The following is an 18,618-nucleotide window of genomic DNA, read 5'->3' as shown; positions in this document are numbered from 1 at the left end:
CAGTTAGTCAGTTAATAGGCTTGGGTGCATCTCATACAGTCCATCGCTTTGTGCTTGGCTGATGGCGGTCAGCAGGGTAGCTTCATCAAGTCCAAACGGCGTATCAGGCGAGTCGATGACATAATAAATCGGCTGAATCTTGTCAATGCGATAGGGCGTACGCAAAATATCATTGAGATTAAACGGGCGATATTCAGGCTTGCCCGACAGTGCGTATTCGGTCTCGGCCGGCGAGCTTAGGATGCCGCCACCATAAATACGCAATCCATCAGCGGTATCAATCAGCCCGAATTCCATCGTGAACCAATATAGCCGTGCCAAAAATACCCGCGTCGCTTTGTCCGATTTTAGTCCAAGCTTGCCATAGGTGTGGGTGAATTTGGCAAAGGCAGGGTGGGTTAATAGCGGACAATGCCCGACAATTTCATGAAAAATATCAGGCTCTTGGATATAATCAAAGTCATCACGAGTGCGAATAAAGGTCGCGACGGGGAATTTTTGGTCGGCAAGTAGCCCAAAGAATTTGGAAAACGAAATCAGTGCAGGCACGGCAGCGGTGGCAAAGCCAGTCGTCTGCTGTAACACACGGTCAATATCGGCAAGCTGTGGAATGTGCGTGCTTGACAGTGCAAGCTTATCAAGTCCATCAAGATAATCTTGGCAAGCCTTGCCGACGATACTGGACTGCTGACGGACAAATAGGTCATGCCAAATGGCGTGCTCATCATCGTGATAAGCAATAAATCCTGACGCATCTGGCGTGTGTGCTTGGTAAGTGGTACTCATATCAAATCCCTGATTGTGATGATTATGCCACAATGGTAGAAAAATCAAAGAGTTTCGTCAAATGAAAAATCGTTCGCCTTATGGGCTGATTATTAACTTTTTGTTATTATAATTATTATTTATATAAAATTTGGTTTAATTTATCGGGTTATCCAATGTAAAAAAATAAGCACAACCCAAAGGCTGTGCTTATCATCAAGGTTATCAAATCAATGACGGAAATGGCGCATACCGGTAAACACCATAGCAATGCCATGCTCGTTTGCAGCGGCGATGACTTCATCATCACGCATTGAGCCGCCTGGCTGGATGATGCATTTGATGCCTGCAGCAGCGGCATTGTCGATACCATCACGGAATGGGAAGAACGCATCCGATGCCATGACAGCACCTTCGACGACTAGACCTGCGTGCTCTGCTTTGATGGCGGCGATACGAGCTGAATTGACACGGCTCATTTGACCTGCGCCCACGCCGATGGTTTGGCGGTTTTTGGCATAGACGATGGCATTTGATTTGACATATTTAGCCACTTTCCAAGCAAAAATCAAATCATCCAGCTCGGCATCGGTCGGTGCTTTGTCGGTCACGACTTTTAGGTCGTCTTTGGTAATCATGCCAAGGTCTTGGTCTTGGACAAGCAGACCGCCATTGACACGCTTGAAGTCAAACTGGCTAGCACGCTCATCAATCGCAGGTAGCTCACCGCAGACAAGCACACGGACATTTTTCTTAGCGCCGGTGATTTCTAGCACGCCATCAGCCACGCTTGGGGCGATGATGACTTCGACGAATTGACGCTCGACGATGGCTTTGGCAGTCTCGACATCTAGCTCACGGTTGAATGCGATGATACCGCCAAAGGCCGATTCAGGGTCGGTGGCATAAGCCAAATTATACGCATCTAGGATGCCATCTAGAGAGACGGCGACACCGCATGGGTTGGCGTGCTTGACGATGACGCAAGCAGGCTTGGCAAATGATTTGACACACTCAAGTGCAGCATCGGTATCGGCGATGTTGTTGTATGACAGCTCTTTGCCTTGTAGCTGTTTGGCGGTAGAAACAGATGCTTCACGGGCATTGCTCTCAACATAAAACGCCGCTGATTGATGTGGGTTTTCGCCATAGCGCAAATCTTGGGCTTTGATGAATTGGCTGTTGAATGTGCGTGGGAATTGGGTGTTTGCTGTGGCATCATCACTAGGCTGTGCATCGCTGTCAGCAGGTAGGCGAGCACCAAGCCAGCTTGCAATCATACCATCATAAGCTGCAGTGTGTTCAAAGGCTTTGACCGCCAAATCAAAACGAGTGGCAAAGCTTAGGCTGCCCGCTGTGCCAAGCTCGGCAAGTACACGCTCATAGTCAGCAGGATTTGTGATGATGCCGACATGGGCATGGTTCTTGGCAGCAGAGCGTACCATCGCAGGGCCGCCGATGTCGATGTTTTCGATGGCGTCGCCCATAGTTACATCAGGCTTGGCAACGGTGGCAGCGAATGGATATAGGTTCACCGCTACGATGTCAATGCGGTCAATGCCGTGCTCTGCCATGATAGCATCATCCACGCCACGACGACCTAGGATACCGCCGTGAATTTTTGGGTGCAAGGTCTTGACACGGCCGTCCATCATCTCGCTAAAGCCAGTGTGTGCCGAGACTTCGATGGCATCGATACCGCTGTCGGTCAATAGCTTAAAAGTACCGCCAGTTGATAAAATGCCAAATCCTGCATCCACAAGACCTTTGGCAAACTCAACGATGCCTGCTTTGTCAGAAACAGACAATAAAGCAAAACGCTTTGAACTCATAACTCACCCCAAAAAATTGTGATTACACTGCAATTGATAGCCAAAGCATCAATTTACAATCCAAAAACAAAATGATACCATTGATTACAAATTTTATAAAGCTAATTTGGGTATTTATCCAAAAATTTTCTCAATATATCAGCCATTAGATGTACAAAACAAAAAACCCAAAGCGAATGGCTTTGGGCGATATGACTAAGCGAGATATGATAAGCGATTAAAGCAGACCGTGTGCTTTGAGCTTGGTGCGTAGCGTACCACGATTGAGGCCAAGTAGCTGTGCGGTCTTTGACTGATTGCCACGGGCGTATTTGAGCGTCGCAGTCAATAAAGGTCGCTCAAGTTCGGCAAGAAAAATTTCATAAAGATTGTCGGCATCTTCACCGTCTAGGCTGTCAAAATACTGCTGTACTGCCTGCTCGACATGAACATGAAGTGGCGTCTTTTCTGTATAATTTTTTGCTGTCATCATCTTATTCGCCCAAAAGTTGCTCAATTCATTTGATCTAATTAGTGTGCAAATAGTAGCAAAACACGCCATAACTGCCTATGATTGTTGTGTTATAGCGTGTAGCAAGTTTGTAAAAAATTTGAGCAATCTGTATAAGCGGTGGCGTTATTTTTTGTGACCGCTTAGGCGATTCCAATGACCATCTTCAGCATTATCATAGGCATACGGCGCATCGATGTCAAAGTATGGCGTGTAGGCATTGATGACATCTTGGGTTTGGTTTTGGATAAGGCCTGCCAGCACGATACTGCCACCGTCTTTGAGTAGCTCGCTAAAGGTTGGGGCAAAGTGAATCAATGGCTTGGCAAGAATATTGGCGGTGATGGTGTCGCACAGCTCAGGATTGTCTTTGCGATAGGCGACAAAGTCTTCGGGCAAAAAGGCAATCAGCTTATCTGCCACGCCATTTAGGGCGGCATTTTGGTTGGTGGCAAGTACCGCCTGTGGATCGATGTCCACCGCAAGCACTTGTCGTGCACCCAGTAGCAAAGCCGCCACACCTAAGATACCCGAGCCACAGCCATAGTCGATGACAAGCTTATCAGTCAAATCCTGCTCAGATAGCCAATCTAGGCACAGGCGAGTGGTGGCGTGATAGCCTGTGCCAAAGGCAAGACCAGGGTCTAAGATAAGATTGGTCGCATCAGGCTCGGGCGCATCTAGCCATTCAGGGACAATCCACAGATTGCCTGCGCATTTAATCGGCTTATAATAAGTCATCCATTCTCGTGTCCAGTCCTTGTCATCCAAACGAGTGAGCCAAAAACGAGTGGCATCTACTTCGGTGGCAATCTCGCTAGCAAGGCTTTCAAAATCCGTACTGGCAAAGCTATCATCACTATTGGTATCAAAAATCGCCGTGATAACCACATCGCTCCACAGTGGCTCTTCGCCCGGTAGTGGCTCAAACAGTGGCTCATCGCCGGCATCTTCGAGCAAGATAGAGACGGCGCCGACTTCATAAAATAAAGCTTCGGCAAGCTCAACGGCGGATTTTGGGCATTGTAGATGAAGTTGTTGCCAAGACATAAATTTTCCTAGAATAGATAAAAATCAGCCGATATTATAGCAAATATTGACTGATGATGGGTAAATTGAATGGTATGATTTGTTTGGGTAGTGATTAATATCCTGCCTGTTTGAGCTGGCGGTACATATCACAGCCGTCTTGACTGCCACCATCACACGCTTTGCCGTACCATTCTTTGGCAAGGGTTTTGTTTTGGCGTACGCCTGTACCATCGTAATAAAACGATCCAATGTTTTCTTGGGCAATGGTATTGCCTTGTGCGGCAGCTTTGGCATACCAATTAAACGCTGTTTTGTCATCTTGACGCACGCCTTGACCTTCAGCGTACAATACCCCAAGATTTAGCTGAGCATCTGAGATGCCTTGATTGGCAGCTAGTGTGTACCAATAAACCGCTTGGTGATAATCTATCTGAACACCAAGACCAAGATGATAGGCGAGTCCGACATTAAACTGATTTTCGGGAAAGCCTAGTTCTGCCAAATCTTTATTGTAAACAAATGCCTGCTCTTCGTTTTTTGTCACGCCTAAGCCTTCGCTGTACATAGTTGCAAGCAGTGATTTAGCAGCATTTGCTTCGGTTGTGTATAACAACTGTGTTAGATAGCCGTGTGCATGGGTGTACATACCCAGCTCATAGTAATAGCTCGCAAGCATCGACATGCTTGAATTGAGGAGTTGTTGAGAGCTATCTTTAACTAACCCATCTATCTGCCTCGCCAATTCGCCTTGTATTTGCGAGATGGTTTTTTTGTAATATTCAATGGCTTTGGTGGGGTTTTTGGCTACACCAAGACCATTGCGATATAAGTTGGCGACAATCGCGCTGCCATAGCTAGAATCATTATCGCTAGCAAGACTTGCCCAATAATAGGCTTGCTGATAATCTATGGCTGTACCAATGCCTGTTAGATATAAGGACGCCAACTGAGACTGAGCATATGGATTGCCTGTTAGGGCGTGCTTATGTGTCCAATAAAAATATTTAGTATTGTTTTTTGGGCATTGTGGATATAAGGTATTGTGTATTCTAAGTTCCTTATCGGTAAACTCTTGATAGATAAATTCAAGAAAAAGAAATGCAGAATCATCACCTTGATTGGCGGCTTTTTCAAGCCATGCGATACCATCGTTGCAGTTATTCTGACCAATCAGTCGTAAACCAAAACTGGTTTGTGCTGTTGGGTAGTTTAATTCAGCAGATTGGCGCAAAAATTCAAATGCTTTTTGCTCATCGTTTGCTGTGTATTGACTATTACTATACAACAATCCCAAATAGTATAGAGCGTTGGTATCGCCTTGATGGGCGGCTTTGGTTAGCCATTCATTGGCTTTTTGATAATCCTGTTTGGTTTCTTTGCCAAGATAGTACATAGTGCCAAGTTCAGATTGAGCGGAAACATCACCACCTTGTGCCTTAGTTAAAATTGTGTAAAAATCTGCTGACCATGCTGATACTGATAATATCAAGCCCGCCACCAATGCTGAAAACTTCTTCACTGTTTACACCTTATAAAAAGATAATCAATAACTTAATTAGTATAGCAGTTTCTATTCGGGTGCTCAACATATGGTTGCAATAATTTACCTAAACAAGTTTATAACATGAATTAAAATAATATACCAATCATTCGCCATACTTGCTATTTTTGCGTTTATTAACAACCCTTGATGATTAATAACCTTCTTGAGTGCTTGACATCGTTTGTTCGACATATTCATCAACGATATAGTTATCCTGCGGTGAGATTTCGGGCTCAGGCGTATATAATGGCTCGCCTTCGATATAGTAGCCGCCCATATCCACGAGATTATCGCCGAGCGACTGGATTTGCGCTTGGAGTTGTTGTTGATACAGCATATCGGCGGCGCATGAGCTCATCTGTGATGGGCGATACGCATCAATGACAGGTAGCCATAGTGCGCCGGTACAGCCTTGTGCTGATAGTGCGCCACTGTAGCCATCCATCCATTGCCAAGTCACCCCTGATGGCACAGGCAGATTGACAGGGCTTAGGGTGAGCCTACGCATATAATCTGTCCAAATCGGCAATGCACCTGTACCGCCTGATAAGCCGATTGGCTTGTTATCATCACGACCGACCCACACCACACTGACATAGTTGCCACTGTAGCCTGCAAACCATGCATCACGATGGTCATTGGTTGTGCCTGTTTTACCGGCGAGCCCCAAATCTTTATTGATGTCATTGGCAGCCTTGGCAGTGCCTGAGCGGATGACTTCTTGTAAGCCACGATTCAGTAGATACACCGCCTGCGGTGGTGCACGGAACTGCTGTTGTCGTTGACTGCGTTGTAGTACACGACCTTTTTCGTCAATCACCGTGCGGATGGTATGAATCGGCGTATAAGCACCACCATTGGCAAAAATCTGATACATCCCAAGCATCTGCATCGGTGTCAAATCAATCGCCCCAAGCATCACTGATGGATAAGGCGGAATTTCGGTGGTGATGGATAGATTTGCCATCTGCGCCTTAAACGCAGGCATCCCAAATTCAAGACCGACATTCACCGCCGCTTGGTTGTATGAATTTGCCAAAGCGTTCAGTAGTGGCGTGCTACCATGCGATGCGCCGCCGTAATTTTTGGGCGTCCAGTTGCTACCATTGACCTTATAAGTGACTTGGCTGTCATTGACAGGCGTGGTCAGATTGTAGCGACCTGATTGTAGAGCGGTGAGATAAATCACAGGCTTGAGTAGCGAGCCAACTTGACGCTTAGCATCGATAGCACGGTTAAAGCCAGTAAACTCACTGCCTGAGCCAACCAACGCCACAAGCTCGCCTGTGGCAGGATGTGCACTGACAAGTGCGCCTTGTAAGTCTTTGGTGGCACTGCCTTTTTTGCGTAGGCTAGATAGCTGTGATGCCATCGCCGAATCAGCAGCTTGCTGAGCGATTGGGTCGAGCGTTGAGATGATTTTTAGCCCTTTATTTTGTAAATCTTCTTTACGATAATAGGCTTGTAATTCTCGCTGTACCGCATCCAAAAAATCAGGAAATCTAGATTTGGCGATGGCAGGGGTTTTGACCACGCCAAGCGGTTTTTTGATGGCTTTTTGATAAGTGGCGTTGTCAATTTTGCCAGTAACGAGCATATTATTAAGCACGGTGTTGCGTCGCTCCAGTGCTCGTTCGGGATTTTTGCGCGGATTATAATGACTTGGCCCACGAGCCAAGCCGACCAATAGGGCGTATTGGTCAAGGCTAAGTTCATTGAGTGGCTTGTCAAAATAAAACTGCGATGCAATCCCAAAGCCATTCACCGAGCGATTGCCATTTTGCCCTAGATTGATTTCATTTAGATAAGCTAACAAAATTTCTTGCTTGCCATAGCGAGCTTCGAGCAGTAGCGCCATGATGGCTTCATTGGCCTTACGCTTGAGCGTGCGTTCAGAGTTTAGGTAGAAATTCTTGACAAGCTGTTGAGTAATAGTTGAACCACCTTGCATCGGCTGACCTGTGGTATTGGCGACGATGGCACGGCTGATACCACGCAAAGATACACCGTGATGCTCATAAAAACTGCGGTCTTCGGTGGCAATCAGCGCATCGATGAGCTGTTTTGGCATTTGCTCTTTGGTGATGAGCTGACGGTCTTCGTTGCTCTCAGGATAGATGCCGCCGATATTCACCGGCTCAAGGCGTACAATCCCCGTACGGCTTGGCACGGTGCTTTTGAGCCCGCTGATTTGATTGTCTTTAAAGGTGATTTCAATCAGCTGTTTGGCGTCGGTGTCGTTATCGCCATAGCTAAAGCCCCGTGTGTAGATGGTGTAGGTGTTGCCCGATTTTTGGTAACTGCCTGTCTTGGTGGGTTTGGCTTGGCTGTATCGCAAGAGCTTAAGCCAAGATTCAAGCTCGGCAGGGGATAGGCTTGCGCCTTGATACAGCATGAGCGGACGAGAGTAGAGCGTTGCTGGGATGTCCCAACGACGACTTTCAAACTTTGAGACGACAGTCGCATTTAGGTACATGGCGTACAACGCCACAGCGACTATCGCCATCAGTATCAATAGCACCAACAATAACCCAATAAAGCCCGACTGCGTACGGCGAGTTTTTGGCATTATAAATCCACCCACAAAATCAAAAATCATACTATCGCCCAAATTCGTTCAATTTTCAAGCAAAATCAGCGTAGAAAATTGGCTAAGATTTGCTTGATTGTAGGATTTTTGTTGGGTGTGTTAAGGGTTTTTGATGCCTGTGATGATAATTATTTAATAAAATTAATCAATTTTTTAGAAATAATTGGCACACATGGCAACATCATAATCTGTCTTTGGTAGCTTGTTTTGTTGATATAGCCAGTTGGCGACTTCATGCCAAGCATACAAAGCTGAACCTGATTGCACGCCATAAACAGGCTTAGGAAAATTGCCATCGCCACGGGTTGCTTTGGCATAGTGGCTGAGTGCCATACGAGACAATCCCAAGCGTTTCGCCATCTCTGCCAATGAAGATACACCTTTTTCTTGCAGGATTAAATCATGAAATCCTGCGGTATGTAGATTATCAAATGCTGAAGCGATGGCGTCTTTTGCACTATTTGCCATGCGGTCAAACTCAAGATAAACGGTATCATCCAAGGTGCAGATTAGTGCATCATCACACCCTGATTGATAAAGTAAATCTTCAAGATTGTCATCAAAAATGGCATCTCGAACAACGATGGTAAAATGGTAAGTATTCATATTATTCCCCCTGACATTCATCTACTTTGCGGATGATTTGTTTGGCGTGATTTTGTGGGTTTTTGGGTGTGCTCCAAACGCTCATTTGGTGTGTGCTATGCCCAAAATTACATCGCAATCGACAATAGGCGTGCGATGATTTACCACTTGCCACGATATGCCAACCATTGGCAATAGCATAAGCGATAGCATCACTAATTTCTTTGTTGGGATGGTGTTTCATTGGTATTTGATTAATAGGCTGATAAGTTATTATAGCTAAGGTGTTTATATTTGTAAACACTTTTGACGGCTTTGCCATTGAGTTCATGTAGGTCATTTTGTGCTATAATACCTTATTTCCCACCATTTGATGACCATCATGACCGCAAAGAGCTCGACTGATTATCAGACTGATACCGACACCCTAGAACAAAGCTTGATTTTGCCCCCTGATGGCAGCTGCTTTCACTGTGGTGAAGTGTTGCCAAAAGAGCCGTTTTTTACCGTGATTTTTGATAAGCCACGAGCGATGTGCTGTCTGGGCTGTCAGCTGGCGAGCCAAAGCATCGTTGAAGCCAATCTTAGCCAATATTATCTTGACCGCCGTGAAATCAGCCCAACGGCAAGCCTGCCTGATGCCATCAATTTTAGCGCCTATGACCATGCCGATATCAAGGGGCAATTCGTCTATGCCGAAAATGGCGGTAGCACCGCTGAATTATCCGTCGCCAATCTCAAATGCTCGGCGTGTACTTGGCTGATTGAGACTCGTCTGCGGTCGATGGCAGGCGTGAAATCTTGTCAAGTCAATCTCACCCAACAGCGGATGCGGGTGAATTGGGACGATGATGTTTTGCCGATTAGCGAGATTCTAAAAGCGGTACATTCGGTGGGCTATGATGCCAAGCCATACCGCCAAGATACGCACGAAGCAATGCTCAAGCGTCAAAACAAAAAGATGCTCATCCGTCTGGGTATCGCTGCGCTTGGGGCGATGCAGGCGATGATGTTCTCTATCGGGATGTATTTTGGTGAGTACAGCGGGATGCTGATTGAGCATCGGGATTTTTTGCGGTATGTGTCGCTGTTTGTGAGTATTCCGGTGTTTTTTTATTCGGCGTTGCCGTTTTTTGGCTCGGCGTTTTATGCGATTCGGGCGCGCCAAGTCAATATGGATGTGCCGGTATCGATTGCGCTGATTACTACATTTGCCGCAAGCCTTTATGCGACCATCATCGGCGGTGGCGAGACTTATTTTGACTCGGTGGCGATGTTTATTTTCTTTTTGCTTGCTGGGCGATTTATCGAACAAAATGCTCGCCTAAAAGCATCGAACATGGCATCGGATTTGGTGGTGATTGAGCCGACTTTGGTCAAGCGATTGGACGAAAATAGTTCGCTCATCACCCAAGTACAAGCAGGGACTTTGGATGCGTCCATCATTGATGCATGGTGGCAGGATGTCGGACGGCATTTATCCAAATCAGCACTCGATGGCACGGACAAAATCCTAGCCCAAAGTGTCAAAGTCGGTGATATCATCGCCATCGATGCAGGCAGTCAGATTGTCGCTGATGGAATTTTGTTGTCCGAGACGGCGACGGTGTCGCAGAGTCTATTGACCGGTGAGAGTGATTTGATTGTCAAAACTCGGGGTGATGTAATGGTGGGCGGTGCTCAAAATGACTCACAGCCTTTTGTGATGCTCGTCACTGCGGATGTGGATAATAGTCAAATTGCACTCATCGACCGCTTGATGAACCGTGCGATGAGCGAAAAGCCAAAAATCGCCCAAGATGCCGACCGTATGGCTCGCTGGTTCGTGGCTCGGGTGCTGGTGCTGTCGCTACTGGTGTTCGCCGTCTGGTGGTTTATTGATAAGCATGAAGCGCTGTGGGCGACGGTGGCGGTGCTGGTGGCGACTTGCCCGTGTGCGCTCTCTTTGGCGACACCGATTGCGCTGACGGTGGCGACCAATCGCTTGGCAAGCTTTGGCTTTTTGACCACACGGGGGCATACGGTGCAGACGCTCTCGACGGTGACAAAAGTCGCATTTGATAAGACAGGGACGCTGACCACAGGACAGGCAAATTTGCTTGTGGTGATTGGCGATGATGATAAATCAGAACTTCTTGCCAAAGCGGCGGCACTTGAGATTGGCAGTCGTCATCCGGTGGCAAAGGCGCTGTTGACAGCGGCACATGGCTTGCACCTGCCTAAGGTTGTGGATGTCGTGCATCACACCGCAGGCGGTATCGAAGGGGTGATTGATGGCGTGCGTTATCGCATTGGCCATCTACGCTTTGTCGGTGATTCTGCTGTGGATGGCGATAGTCCGTCACTGGGGCAATTTGCCGAAAACTTAAGCGACTATCAAGCCAATATGTCGGTACTGATGTCAAGATGGCAAAATGATGCTTGGCAAATTGTCGCTCGCTTTTATTTTAATGACTCACTGCGAGCCGATGCCAAAGCGATGATTGATGGGCTAAAAGCTCGTGGCATCACACCGCTCATGCTCACAGGCGACCCCAATCCCAATGCACTACAAGTCGCTGCCGATTTGGGTATTACAGAAGCTTATTATGGACTAAGTCCCGAAGATAAAGTCAATCATATCAAACGCTTACAAGCAAATGGCGAGACGGTGCTGATGGTCGGTGATGGTATCAATGATGCACCCGTGCTCGCTGCCGCCAATGTCTCTACATCCATCGCAGGTGCTGCCGACCTTGCCCAAGTTTCAAGCGATAGCGTGTTACTTGGTGGTAAGCTCATCGCCATTGACCGTGCTATCGGACTGTCTATTAAGAGCCAAGCCATCATCCGCCAAAACCTGCGCTGGGCATTGATTTATAATACATCGGTGCTGCTGCCTGCCGCCTTTGGCTATGTACCGCCTTGGCTGGCTGCCATTGGCATGAGCTTATCAAGCCTAGCTGTAGTGGCGAACGCCATGCGTATCAAGCGTGGCTGATTGTTGATGCTTTACTAAGCGGTTGGCTTTGTGTATAATGTCGCATACTTTATTTGGGCCTATAGCTCAGTCGGTTAGAGCAGAGGACTCATAATCCTTTGGTCGCAGGTTCGAGCCCTGCTGGGCCTACCAAATTTATGTAATAACATCAAAGACTTGCAGTTTGACTGTGAGTCTTTTTTGTTTTATGTATCATTTATCATCACTGATTTTGTTACTAATAACCAATGAATAACCATCAAAAGCACCCATTCAACCACAAGTGGCAAGATTATTGGTCAAAACCGTCACAATTTTGAAATAATTCACACAAAATCACTTGTTCACCCATTAACTGTATGCTAAACTCAGCGTTAAATGGCAATTTTGCCAAAGCTTTTTATTTTATTTTCCTTGACAAGGAGTCCGCCATGAAATTTTTAAAAACTACCCTTTGGGCAAGCATCACCGCCTTAGCATTGACCGCCTGTGGTGGTGATAAGCCAGCTGATAATGCAGCCGCCGCTGCACCTGCTACCGAAACTAAGACTTTGGCAATCACTGCTTATGTAGAGCATCCTGCACTGGATGCAGCTCGCACCGGTGCGATTGAACAACTGGCTGCCGAAGGCTTTAAAGAAGGTGAGAACCTAAAAGTTACTTTTCAATCAGCTCAAGGCAACATGGCAACTGTAGGTCAGATTGCTAAACAATTTGCCGGGGATAAGCCGGATGCGATTTATGCCATCGCTACACCATCAGCGCAATCGGTGGCAGCAGCGACCACTGAGATTCCTGTGATTTTCTCAGCGGTGACTGACCCAGTTGAAGCTAAGCTTGTCGCTAGCCTAGAAAAATCAGGCAACAATGTCACCGGTGCATCAGATGTGCTACCGTATGAGCCACAGATTGAGCTGATTCGTGAGCTGATTCCAAATGTCAAAAATGTCGGCTATGTCTATAGCCCAGGTGAAGTGAACTCAACTGTCGTGCTAAAAAATCTAAAAGAAAAGCTGGCACCGCTTGGTATCAATGTTATTGAATCGTCCGCACCAAAATCGACCGATATTACTCAAGCGGCAAAGGCTTTAGAGGGTAAAGTGGATGTGATTTATACCTCAACAGACAATAATGTCATCAATGCGTATGAAGCGCTGTACCAAGTCGCTAAAGAGGCAAAAATTCCATTGATCTCAGCTGATACCAGTACAGTTAAGCGTGGTGCGGTGGCAGCGCTTGGTGTGAACTACACAGACCTTGGTAAAGAGTCTGGTAAGATTATCGCCAAAGTACTAAAAGGTGAAAAACCAGAAGCCATCCCTGTGTATATTTCACAAAATCTTGACCTATATGTCAGCAAAAAACACGCCGAAGAGCAAGGCGTAACCTTGCCACAAGCTGTCTTGGATCGTGCTGCCAAAGTGGTTGAGTAATCTACGGCTGTACTATATCGCCCAATGACTATGATATGAATATGAATTGGGCGATTTGCTCAAACCCAAGTGCAACGATTGACTTGGGTTGTTTTGCGTTTTAATAACGATTTATTAATTTTGTTTCTATCATGACAAGGATTTTGTTATAATAGGCGTTTTGTATTTTTAGTGGCGAGTATTGCCTATGACTTTGATTGCGTTGTTCGGAGCACTAGAAAGTGGTCTGATTTATGCCCTGATGGCACTGGGTGTGCTGATTTCGTTTCGTATTTTGGATTTTCCAGATTTGACTGCTGATGGTAGCTTTCCTTTGGGTGGCGCAGTGGCAGGCGTGGCGATTGTTGCAGGTCTAAATCCGTGGCTGGCGTGTGCTTTTGGCATGATGGCGGGGATGATGGCAGGGATGATGACGGCTTGGCTGCACGTCAAATTGGGTATTTTGCACCTATTGGCAGGTATCTTGATGATGACAGCTTTGTACTCGGTGAACCTACGCATCATGGATGCGCCAAACTTGCCACTACTGGGTCAACCGACTGTCTTTACGCCATTTATTGATGGCGGCAATGGCTTTTGGGTGCGTGTTGCTGTCGTGGCAGGCGTGGTGGTGCTGGTCAAGCTTGCCTTGGATTGGTTCTTTAGTACCGAGACAGGTCTTGCGATGCGTGCCACAGGCTCAAACCTACGCATGGCACAAGCGCAGGGCATTAATACGCCGTGGGTGATTATCCTAGGCATGGCGATCTCGAATGGCTTGATTGCTCTATCGGGTGCGTTGTTCGTACAGACTCAAGGCTTTGCTGATGTATCGATGGGTATCGGTACGATTGTCATTGGTTTGGCTGCGGTGATTATCGGTGAAGCGGTTATTTCTGCCAAGCGGATTTTTTGGATGACTTTGGCGGTGGTGATTGGTGCGATTTTGTACCGTTTGTTTGTTCAAATTGCACTATCGAGCGATTTGCTGCGTGGTATTGGCTTTAAGTCACAAGATTTGAACTTAGTCACATCGCTACTGGTGGTGATTGTACTGATGCTACCAAAAATCAAGTCCAAGCTACTTGCCAAAAAAGCCTAGGGGATAGATATGTTACAAGCAACTGATTTACGCCTGACATTTAATGCGGGCACCCCGATTGAAAATCCTGCCTTGCGTGGGCTGTCGCTATCGATTGCTGATGGTGAGTTTGTCACCGTGATTGGTACAAACGGCGCAGGCAAATCAACTTTTTTGAACGCCATCAGTGGGGCGGTGCGTGTCGATAGTGGCTCGATTTTGATTAATGGTCAAGATGTCACTCGCCAAGATACGCATAAGCGTGCCAAGCAAGTCGCGCGTGTATTCCAAGACCCGATGGCAGGTACTTGTGAAGCTTTGACCATCGAAGAGAATATGGCATTGGCGTATAAGCGTGGTGGTAGTCGTGGGCTAGGCGGCGCACTCAATGCCAAAAACCGTGAGCTATTTCGTGAAAAGCTCTCCATCCTAAAGCTCGGTCTAGAAAATCGTCTAACCGACCGTATGGGTCTGCTCTCAGGTGGTCAGCGTCAAGCGGTGAGCCTGCTGATGGCAAGCTTGCAACCGTCTAAGATTTTACTACTGGATGAGCACACCGCTGCTCTTGACCCAAAGACCGCTGCCTTTGTGCTTGAGCTGACGGATAAAATCGTCGGTGATGGTAAGCTTACCACCATGATGGTCACGCACTCGATGCAACAAGCGTTGACACACGGCACTCGCACAGTGATGCTACATCAAGGCCAAGTGGTGCTTGATGTTTCTGGTGATGAGCGTCGTGGCATGACGGTGCAGGATTTGTTGAATATGTTTGAAAAAACTCGTGGCGAAAAAGTCGAAGACGACAGTCTGATTCTTGGCTGATTTGCCCGATAAGCATATCTTGGAAAGTTGTGAAAAGGACATTGGCTATCAGATGTCCTTTTATTTTTAAAATATTAAGAGTAAGATTATGAGTAATTGTGAAGGCTGTGAAAGCGAAGTAGCACGCTTGTTGGTCACTTGTGAAGACCAATCAGGTATCGTGCAGGCGGTATCGGGATTTTTGTACCATCAAGGGGCGAACATCATTTCGCTTGACCAGCATACCACCGAAGCTTATGGCGGTAAGTATTTTATGCGAGTTGAGTTTCATTTAGATGGACTTGCTATCAAAAAAGATGCCTTGATGCAGACCTTTGCTACCAATGTTGCCACCAAATATCACATGACTTGGCAGCTAAATTGCAATAAAGATCTGAAAAAAGTCGGCATTTTGGTATCTAAAGAAGATCATGCCTTGCTTGAGTTACTATGGCGATACAGTCGTGGTGCATTACCCTGCCAAATCACCCAAGTGGTGTCCAATCATGATGATTTGCGTGCGTCGGTGGAGTCGTTTGGCATTGAGTTTGTGCACATTCCTGTGGATAAAGATAATAAGCAAGCGGCGTATGATCAGATTCATGAAGTGATGAAAGATAATGATCTGTTGGTGCTCGCTCGCTATATGCAGATTTTGAGCCCGTCATTTGTCGATCAGTGGCAGGGGCGTATTATCAATATCCATCATTCGTTTTTGCCGGCGTTTGTTGGGGCGAACCCTTATAAGCAGGCGTTTGACAAGGGCGTAAAGCTGATTGGTGCAACGGCGCATTATGTGACGAGCGAGCTTGATCAAGGCCCAATCATCGAGCAGGGCGTGGAGCGGGTCAGTCATGGCTTTAGCGTGAGCGATTTGCGAGAATTGGGGCGTGATATCGAGCGTGATGTGCTTGCCCGTGCGGTCAAATGGCATCTTGAAGACCGTATCATCATCGATGGCGCTAAGACGGTGGTGTTTGATTAAGCCGAACCGCTTTAGGCAAAAGACTGGATGCTTTCCAGTCTTTTTTGTTGATTAATCGGTAAAATAGGTTTGGATTAAACAGTCTTTTAGACGAGTACGGCTGTCAGTATCTGATAATAACTGTGCTAATTCATCATCTAAAATAGCACCATAAACCAGTGTTTTGAGCTGATTTAGGCTATTAATGGTGGATTTATCTTTCATTATTTCATCAAAATTTGGATGAGTGTCCAATGTCCAAAAACCTTCATTGCTCAGATGATAAAAAGGTGTTGCCAACCGCTTTTGGTGCGTTGTTTTGACATAATTATCCCACTGCCAACTAAAGGCGTGTTCAAGTGCCGATGAAATCTCAATATAAGCACTGCTGATTAATCCTTTTTCAAATAAATCAATCACAGCGAGTAATAAAATTGGCTTATGGGGTGCTACACCAAGCTTAGATGTCGAGCGCCGCAAATTGGTGAAACGAAATAGGTAGTCGGATAAAGTTTTCATAAAACACTCAAAATTCAGCATATTGCATGATTTATCTTATCAAATACTTAAAATAAATACAAATCAAACCCAAATCATGACTTGTCAGTCGCTTTCCAAATATTGCATGATTGTTGCCTTTGGCTTATTTTATAGACATCTTAATTTGTCAAAAAAGGAATAACATATGCAATACACAGCACCCCTTCGTGATATGAAATTTGTCATGCATGAGCTACTTGATAGCCAAGCACATTATGCACGCCTGCCTGCGTATGCCGAGCTTGATGCGGATACGGTCAATAGCTATCTAGAAGCGGCGGCTGATTATGCGCAGTCGGTGATTGCACCACTTAATCGCACAGGCGACATCGAGGGCTGTACTTTTGATAATGGCAATGTCTATACGCCATCAGGGTTTAAAGAAGCTTATGAGACTTATTGCGAGCTTGGATTTCCTGCGATTGCCGCCGAGCCTGAATACGGCGGTATGGGCTTGCCGACATCATTATCAAGCGCGGTGAGCGAAATGATGGGTACGGCAAACTGGTCTTTTGCCATGTATCCAGGTCTGTCGCATGGGGCGATTGCCACCATTGAGCATCATGGCACGGATGAACAAAAAGCCACTTATCTTGAGAAGCTCAACACAGGTATTTGGTCGGGTACGATGTGCTTGACCGAAGCGCATGCAGGCTCGGATTTGGGTATCATCAAAACCCGTGCCGTGCCTAATGATGATGGTAGCTATGCTATTACTGGGCAAAAAATCTTTATCTCAGCTGGTGAGCATGATTTGACCGAAAACATCATCCATATCGTCCTAGCTCGCCTGCCTGATGCGCCTGCAGGGACGAAGGGGATTTCGCTGTTTATCGTGCCGAAGTTTTTGGTGAATGCTGATGGCTCAATCGGCGCTCGTAATGGCGTGGTGTGTGGCTCAATTGAGCACAAGATGGGTATCAAGGCATCCGCCACTTGCGTGATGAACTTTGATGGGGCGACGGGTTATCTGATTGGCCCAAAAAATCGTGGCCTAAACTGTATGTTCACCTTTATGAATGTCGCTCGTATCGGCACGGCAATTCAGGGCTTGAGTGCTGCGGAGTTTGCATTTCAAGGCTCGCTTGCTTATGCCAAAGACCGCACCGCCATGCGTTCAATCTCAGGGGTTAAGGACAAAGGCAAGCCTGCTGACCGCATTATCCACCATCCTGCCGTGCGTAATATGGTGCTGACAAGCAAAGCCTTTGCCGAAGGTGGTCGTGCGCTCGTGTACTATCTATCGCAATATGCTGATATCGTCGCCAAAGGTGGTGATGCTGATGGTGTGGATGTCAAATTTGCCGATGATATGCTGTCGCTATTGACGCCGATTGCTAAGGCGTTCTTGACCGAAACAGGCTACGAGTCTGCCAATCACGGCGTACAAGTCTATGGCGGACATGGCTTTATCAGCGAATGGGGCATGGAGCAAAATGTCCGTGATACCCGCATTGCTTGCTTGTACGAAGGCACGACAGAGATTCAATCGCTAGATTTGCTTGGCCGTAAGGTGCTGGGCTCACAAGGGCGTATGCTTGCCAACTTTACCAAGATTATCCATAAATTCTGCAAAGAACATGAAGAGAATGACGAACTTGGTCAATTTATCCGCCCACTTGCCAAGCTCAATAAACAATGGGGTGATATTACCGCTCGCATCGGACTACAAGGCACGCAAAACCCTGATGCCATCGGTGCAGCGGCGGTGGACTATCTGTACTTCTCAGGCTATGTGACGCTGGCTTATCTATGGGCACGTATGGCTGTCGTTGCTAAGTCAAAATTAAGCGACTTTGATGCCAACCTTGATAGTGATAAATCACTGCACGGCGATTATGGATTTTATGATGCCAAAGTTAAGACTGCGCAGTTTTATTTTACCAAGCTATTGCCACGCACGGCGGTTCATGTTGCACGCATTAATAGCGGCGAAGAGTGCTTGATGGCGATGGATATTGAGCAGTTTGCTTATTAATCACTCATCTAAAAAAGTACAAACAGCTGATTGTCGCCATGCA

At 46.6% G+C, this 18,618-nt stretch carries 15 protein-coding genes and 1 tRNA gene; 7 read left to right on the top strand and 9 right to left on the bottom strand.

Features of this window, described 5'->3' with window-relative positions:
* Window positions 1-3 precede the first annotated feature (3 nt).
* The 8 genes from phhA to B0680_RS06640 all read right to left on the bottom strand — a co-directional run bounded on the left by phhA (window position 4) and on the right by B0680_RS06640 (window position 9,081).
* Window positions 4-786, bottom strand: a complete 783-nt coding sequence (gene phhA, locus B0680_RS06675) for a phenylalanine 4-monooxygenase (RefSeq protein WP_078254314.1) — start codon at window positions 784-786, stop codon at window positions 4-6.
* Window positions 787-995: 209 nt separating this feature from the next.
* Window positions 996-2,597: a bifunctional phosphoribosylaminoimidazolecarboxamide formyltransferase/IMP cyclohydrolase gene (gene purH, locus B0680_RS06670; RefSeq protein ID WP_078254313.1), complete on the bottom strand. Its 1,602-nt coding sequence runs from the start codon at window positions 2,595-2,597 to the stop codon at window positions 996-998.
* Between the two features lie 217 nt (window positions 2,598-2,814).
* Window positions 2,815-3,138 (bottom strand): DNA-binding transcriptional regulator Fis, encoded by a 324-nt coding sequence (gene fis, locus B0680_RS06665; RefSeq protein ID WP_265734176.1) that lies wholly within the window; start codon window positions 3,136-3,138, stop codon window positions 2,815-2,817.
* A gap of 75 nt (window positions 3,139-3,213) precedes the next feature.
* Complete coding sequence (gene prmA / locus B0680_RS06660) at window positions 3,214-4,137, bottom strand: 50S ribosomal protein L11 methyltransferase (protein ID WP_078254312.1); 924 nt, start codon at window positions 4,135-4,137, stop codon at window positions 3,214-3,216.
* 94 nt (window positions 4,138-4,231) lie between these two features.
* Window positions 4,232-5,638, bottom strand: a complete 1,407-nt coding sequence (locus B0680_RS06655; RefSeq protein ID WP_078254311.1) for a tetratricopeptide repeat protein — start codon at window positions 5,636-5,638, stop codon at window positions 4,232-4,234.
* 175 nt (window positions 5,639-5,813) lie between these two features.
* Window positions 5,814-8,231: a penicillin-binding protein 1B gene (mrcB, locus tag B0680_RS06650; protein ID WP_078254367.1), complete on the bottom strand. Its 2,418-nt coding sequence runs from the start codon at window positions 8,229-8,231 to the stop codon at window positions 5,814-5,816.
* 174 nt (window positions 8,232-8,405) lie between these two features.
* On the bottom strand, window positions 8,406-8,858 hold the full coding sequence (locus B0680_RS06645; protein ID WP_078254310.1) for a helix-turn-helix transcriptional regulator: 453 nt from the start codon (window positions 8,856-8,858) through the stop codon (window positions 8,406-8,408).
* Between the two features lies 1 nt (window position 8,859).
* A complete protein-coding gene (locus B0680_RS06640) occupies window positions 8,860-9,081 on the bottom strand; it encodes a hypothetical protein (RefSeq protein WP_078254309.1) in 222 nt (73 codons plus the stop codon).
* A gap of 138 nt (window positions 9,082-9,219) precedes the next feature.
* Between B0680_RS06640 and B0680_RS06635 the strand changes: the two genes are divergently transcribed.
* From B0680_RS06635 to purU, 6 genes are all read left to right on the top strand, one after another.
* On the top strand, window positions 9,220-11,817 hold the full coding sequence (locus tag B0680_RS06635) for a heavy metal translocating P-type ATPase (protein ID WP_228143762.1): 2,598 nt from the start codon (window positions 9,220-9,222) through the stop codon (window positions 11,815-11,817).
* A gap of 55 nt (window positions 11,818-11,872) precedes the next feature.
* Window positions 11,873-11,949: transfer RNA gene (locus tag B0680_RS06630), tRNA-Ile, on the top strand.
* A 278-nt stretch (window positions 11,950-12,227) separates the two neighbouring features.
* Window positions 12,228-13,229 carry an ABC transporter substrate-binding protein gene (locus tag B0680_RS06625; protein ID WP_078254307.1) on the top strand — a complete coding sequence of 334 codons (1,002 nt, stop codon included), beginning with the start codon at window positions 12,228-12,230 and terminating at the stop codon, window positions 13,227-13,229.
* A 187-nt stretch (window positions 13,230-13,416) separates the two neighbouring features.
* Window positions 13,417-14,310, top strand: coding sequence for an ABC transporter permease (locus tag B0680_RS06620; protein WP_078254306.1), 894 nt, complete (start codon window positions 13,417-13,419; stop codon window positions 14,308-14,310).
* A 9-nt stretch (window positions 14,311-14,319) separates the two neighbouring features.
* A complete protein-coding gene (locus B0680_RS06615) occupies window positions 14,320-15,114 on the top strand; it encodes an ABC transporter ATP-binding protein (protein WP_078254305.1) in 795 nt (264 codons plus the stop codon).
* 88 nt (window positions 15,115-15,202) lie between these two features.
* Complete coding sequence (gene purU / locus B0680_RS06610; protein WP_078254304.1) at window positions 15,203-16,078, top strand: formyltetrahydrofolate deformylase; 876 nt, start codon at window positions 15,203-15,205, stop codon at window positions 16,076-16,078.
* A gap of 51 nt (window positions 16,079-16,129) precedes the next feature.
* Here the strand turns inward: purU and B0680_RS06605 are convergent, their stop codons facing one another.
* Entirely contained in the window at window positions 16,130-16,576 is a 447-nt protein-coding gene (locus B0680_RS06605) for a hypothetical protein (protein ID WP_078254303.1), read from the bottom strand.
* Window positions 16,577-16,742: 166 nt separating this feature from the next.
* Here B0680_RS06605 and B0680_RS06600 point away from each other — a divergent pair, with 166 nt between their 5' ends.
* Window positions 16,743-18,575: an acyl-CoA dehydrogenase C-terminal domain-containing protein gene (locus tag B0680_RS06600; protein WP_078254302.1), complete on the top strand. Its 1,833-nt coding sequence runs from the start codon at window positions 16,743-16,745 to the stop codon at window positions 18,573-18,575.
* Window positions 18,576-18,618: the final 43 nt, after the last annotated feature.

Source organism: Moraxella pluranimalium (genome assembly GCF_002014825.1).
Classification (GTDB): domain Bacteria; phylum Pseudomonadota; class Gammaproteobacteria; order Pseudomonadales; family Moraxellaceae; genus Moraxella; species Moraxella pluranimalium.
The sequence above is the reverse complement of the archived record's forward strand: the minus strand, read 5'-3'. Positions and strand labels throughout refer to the sequence as shown.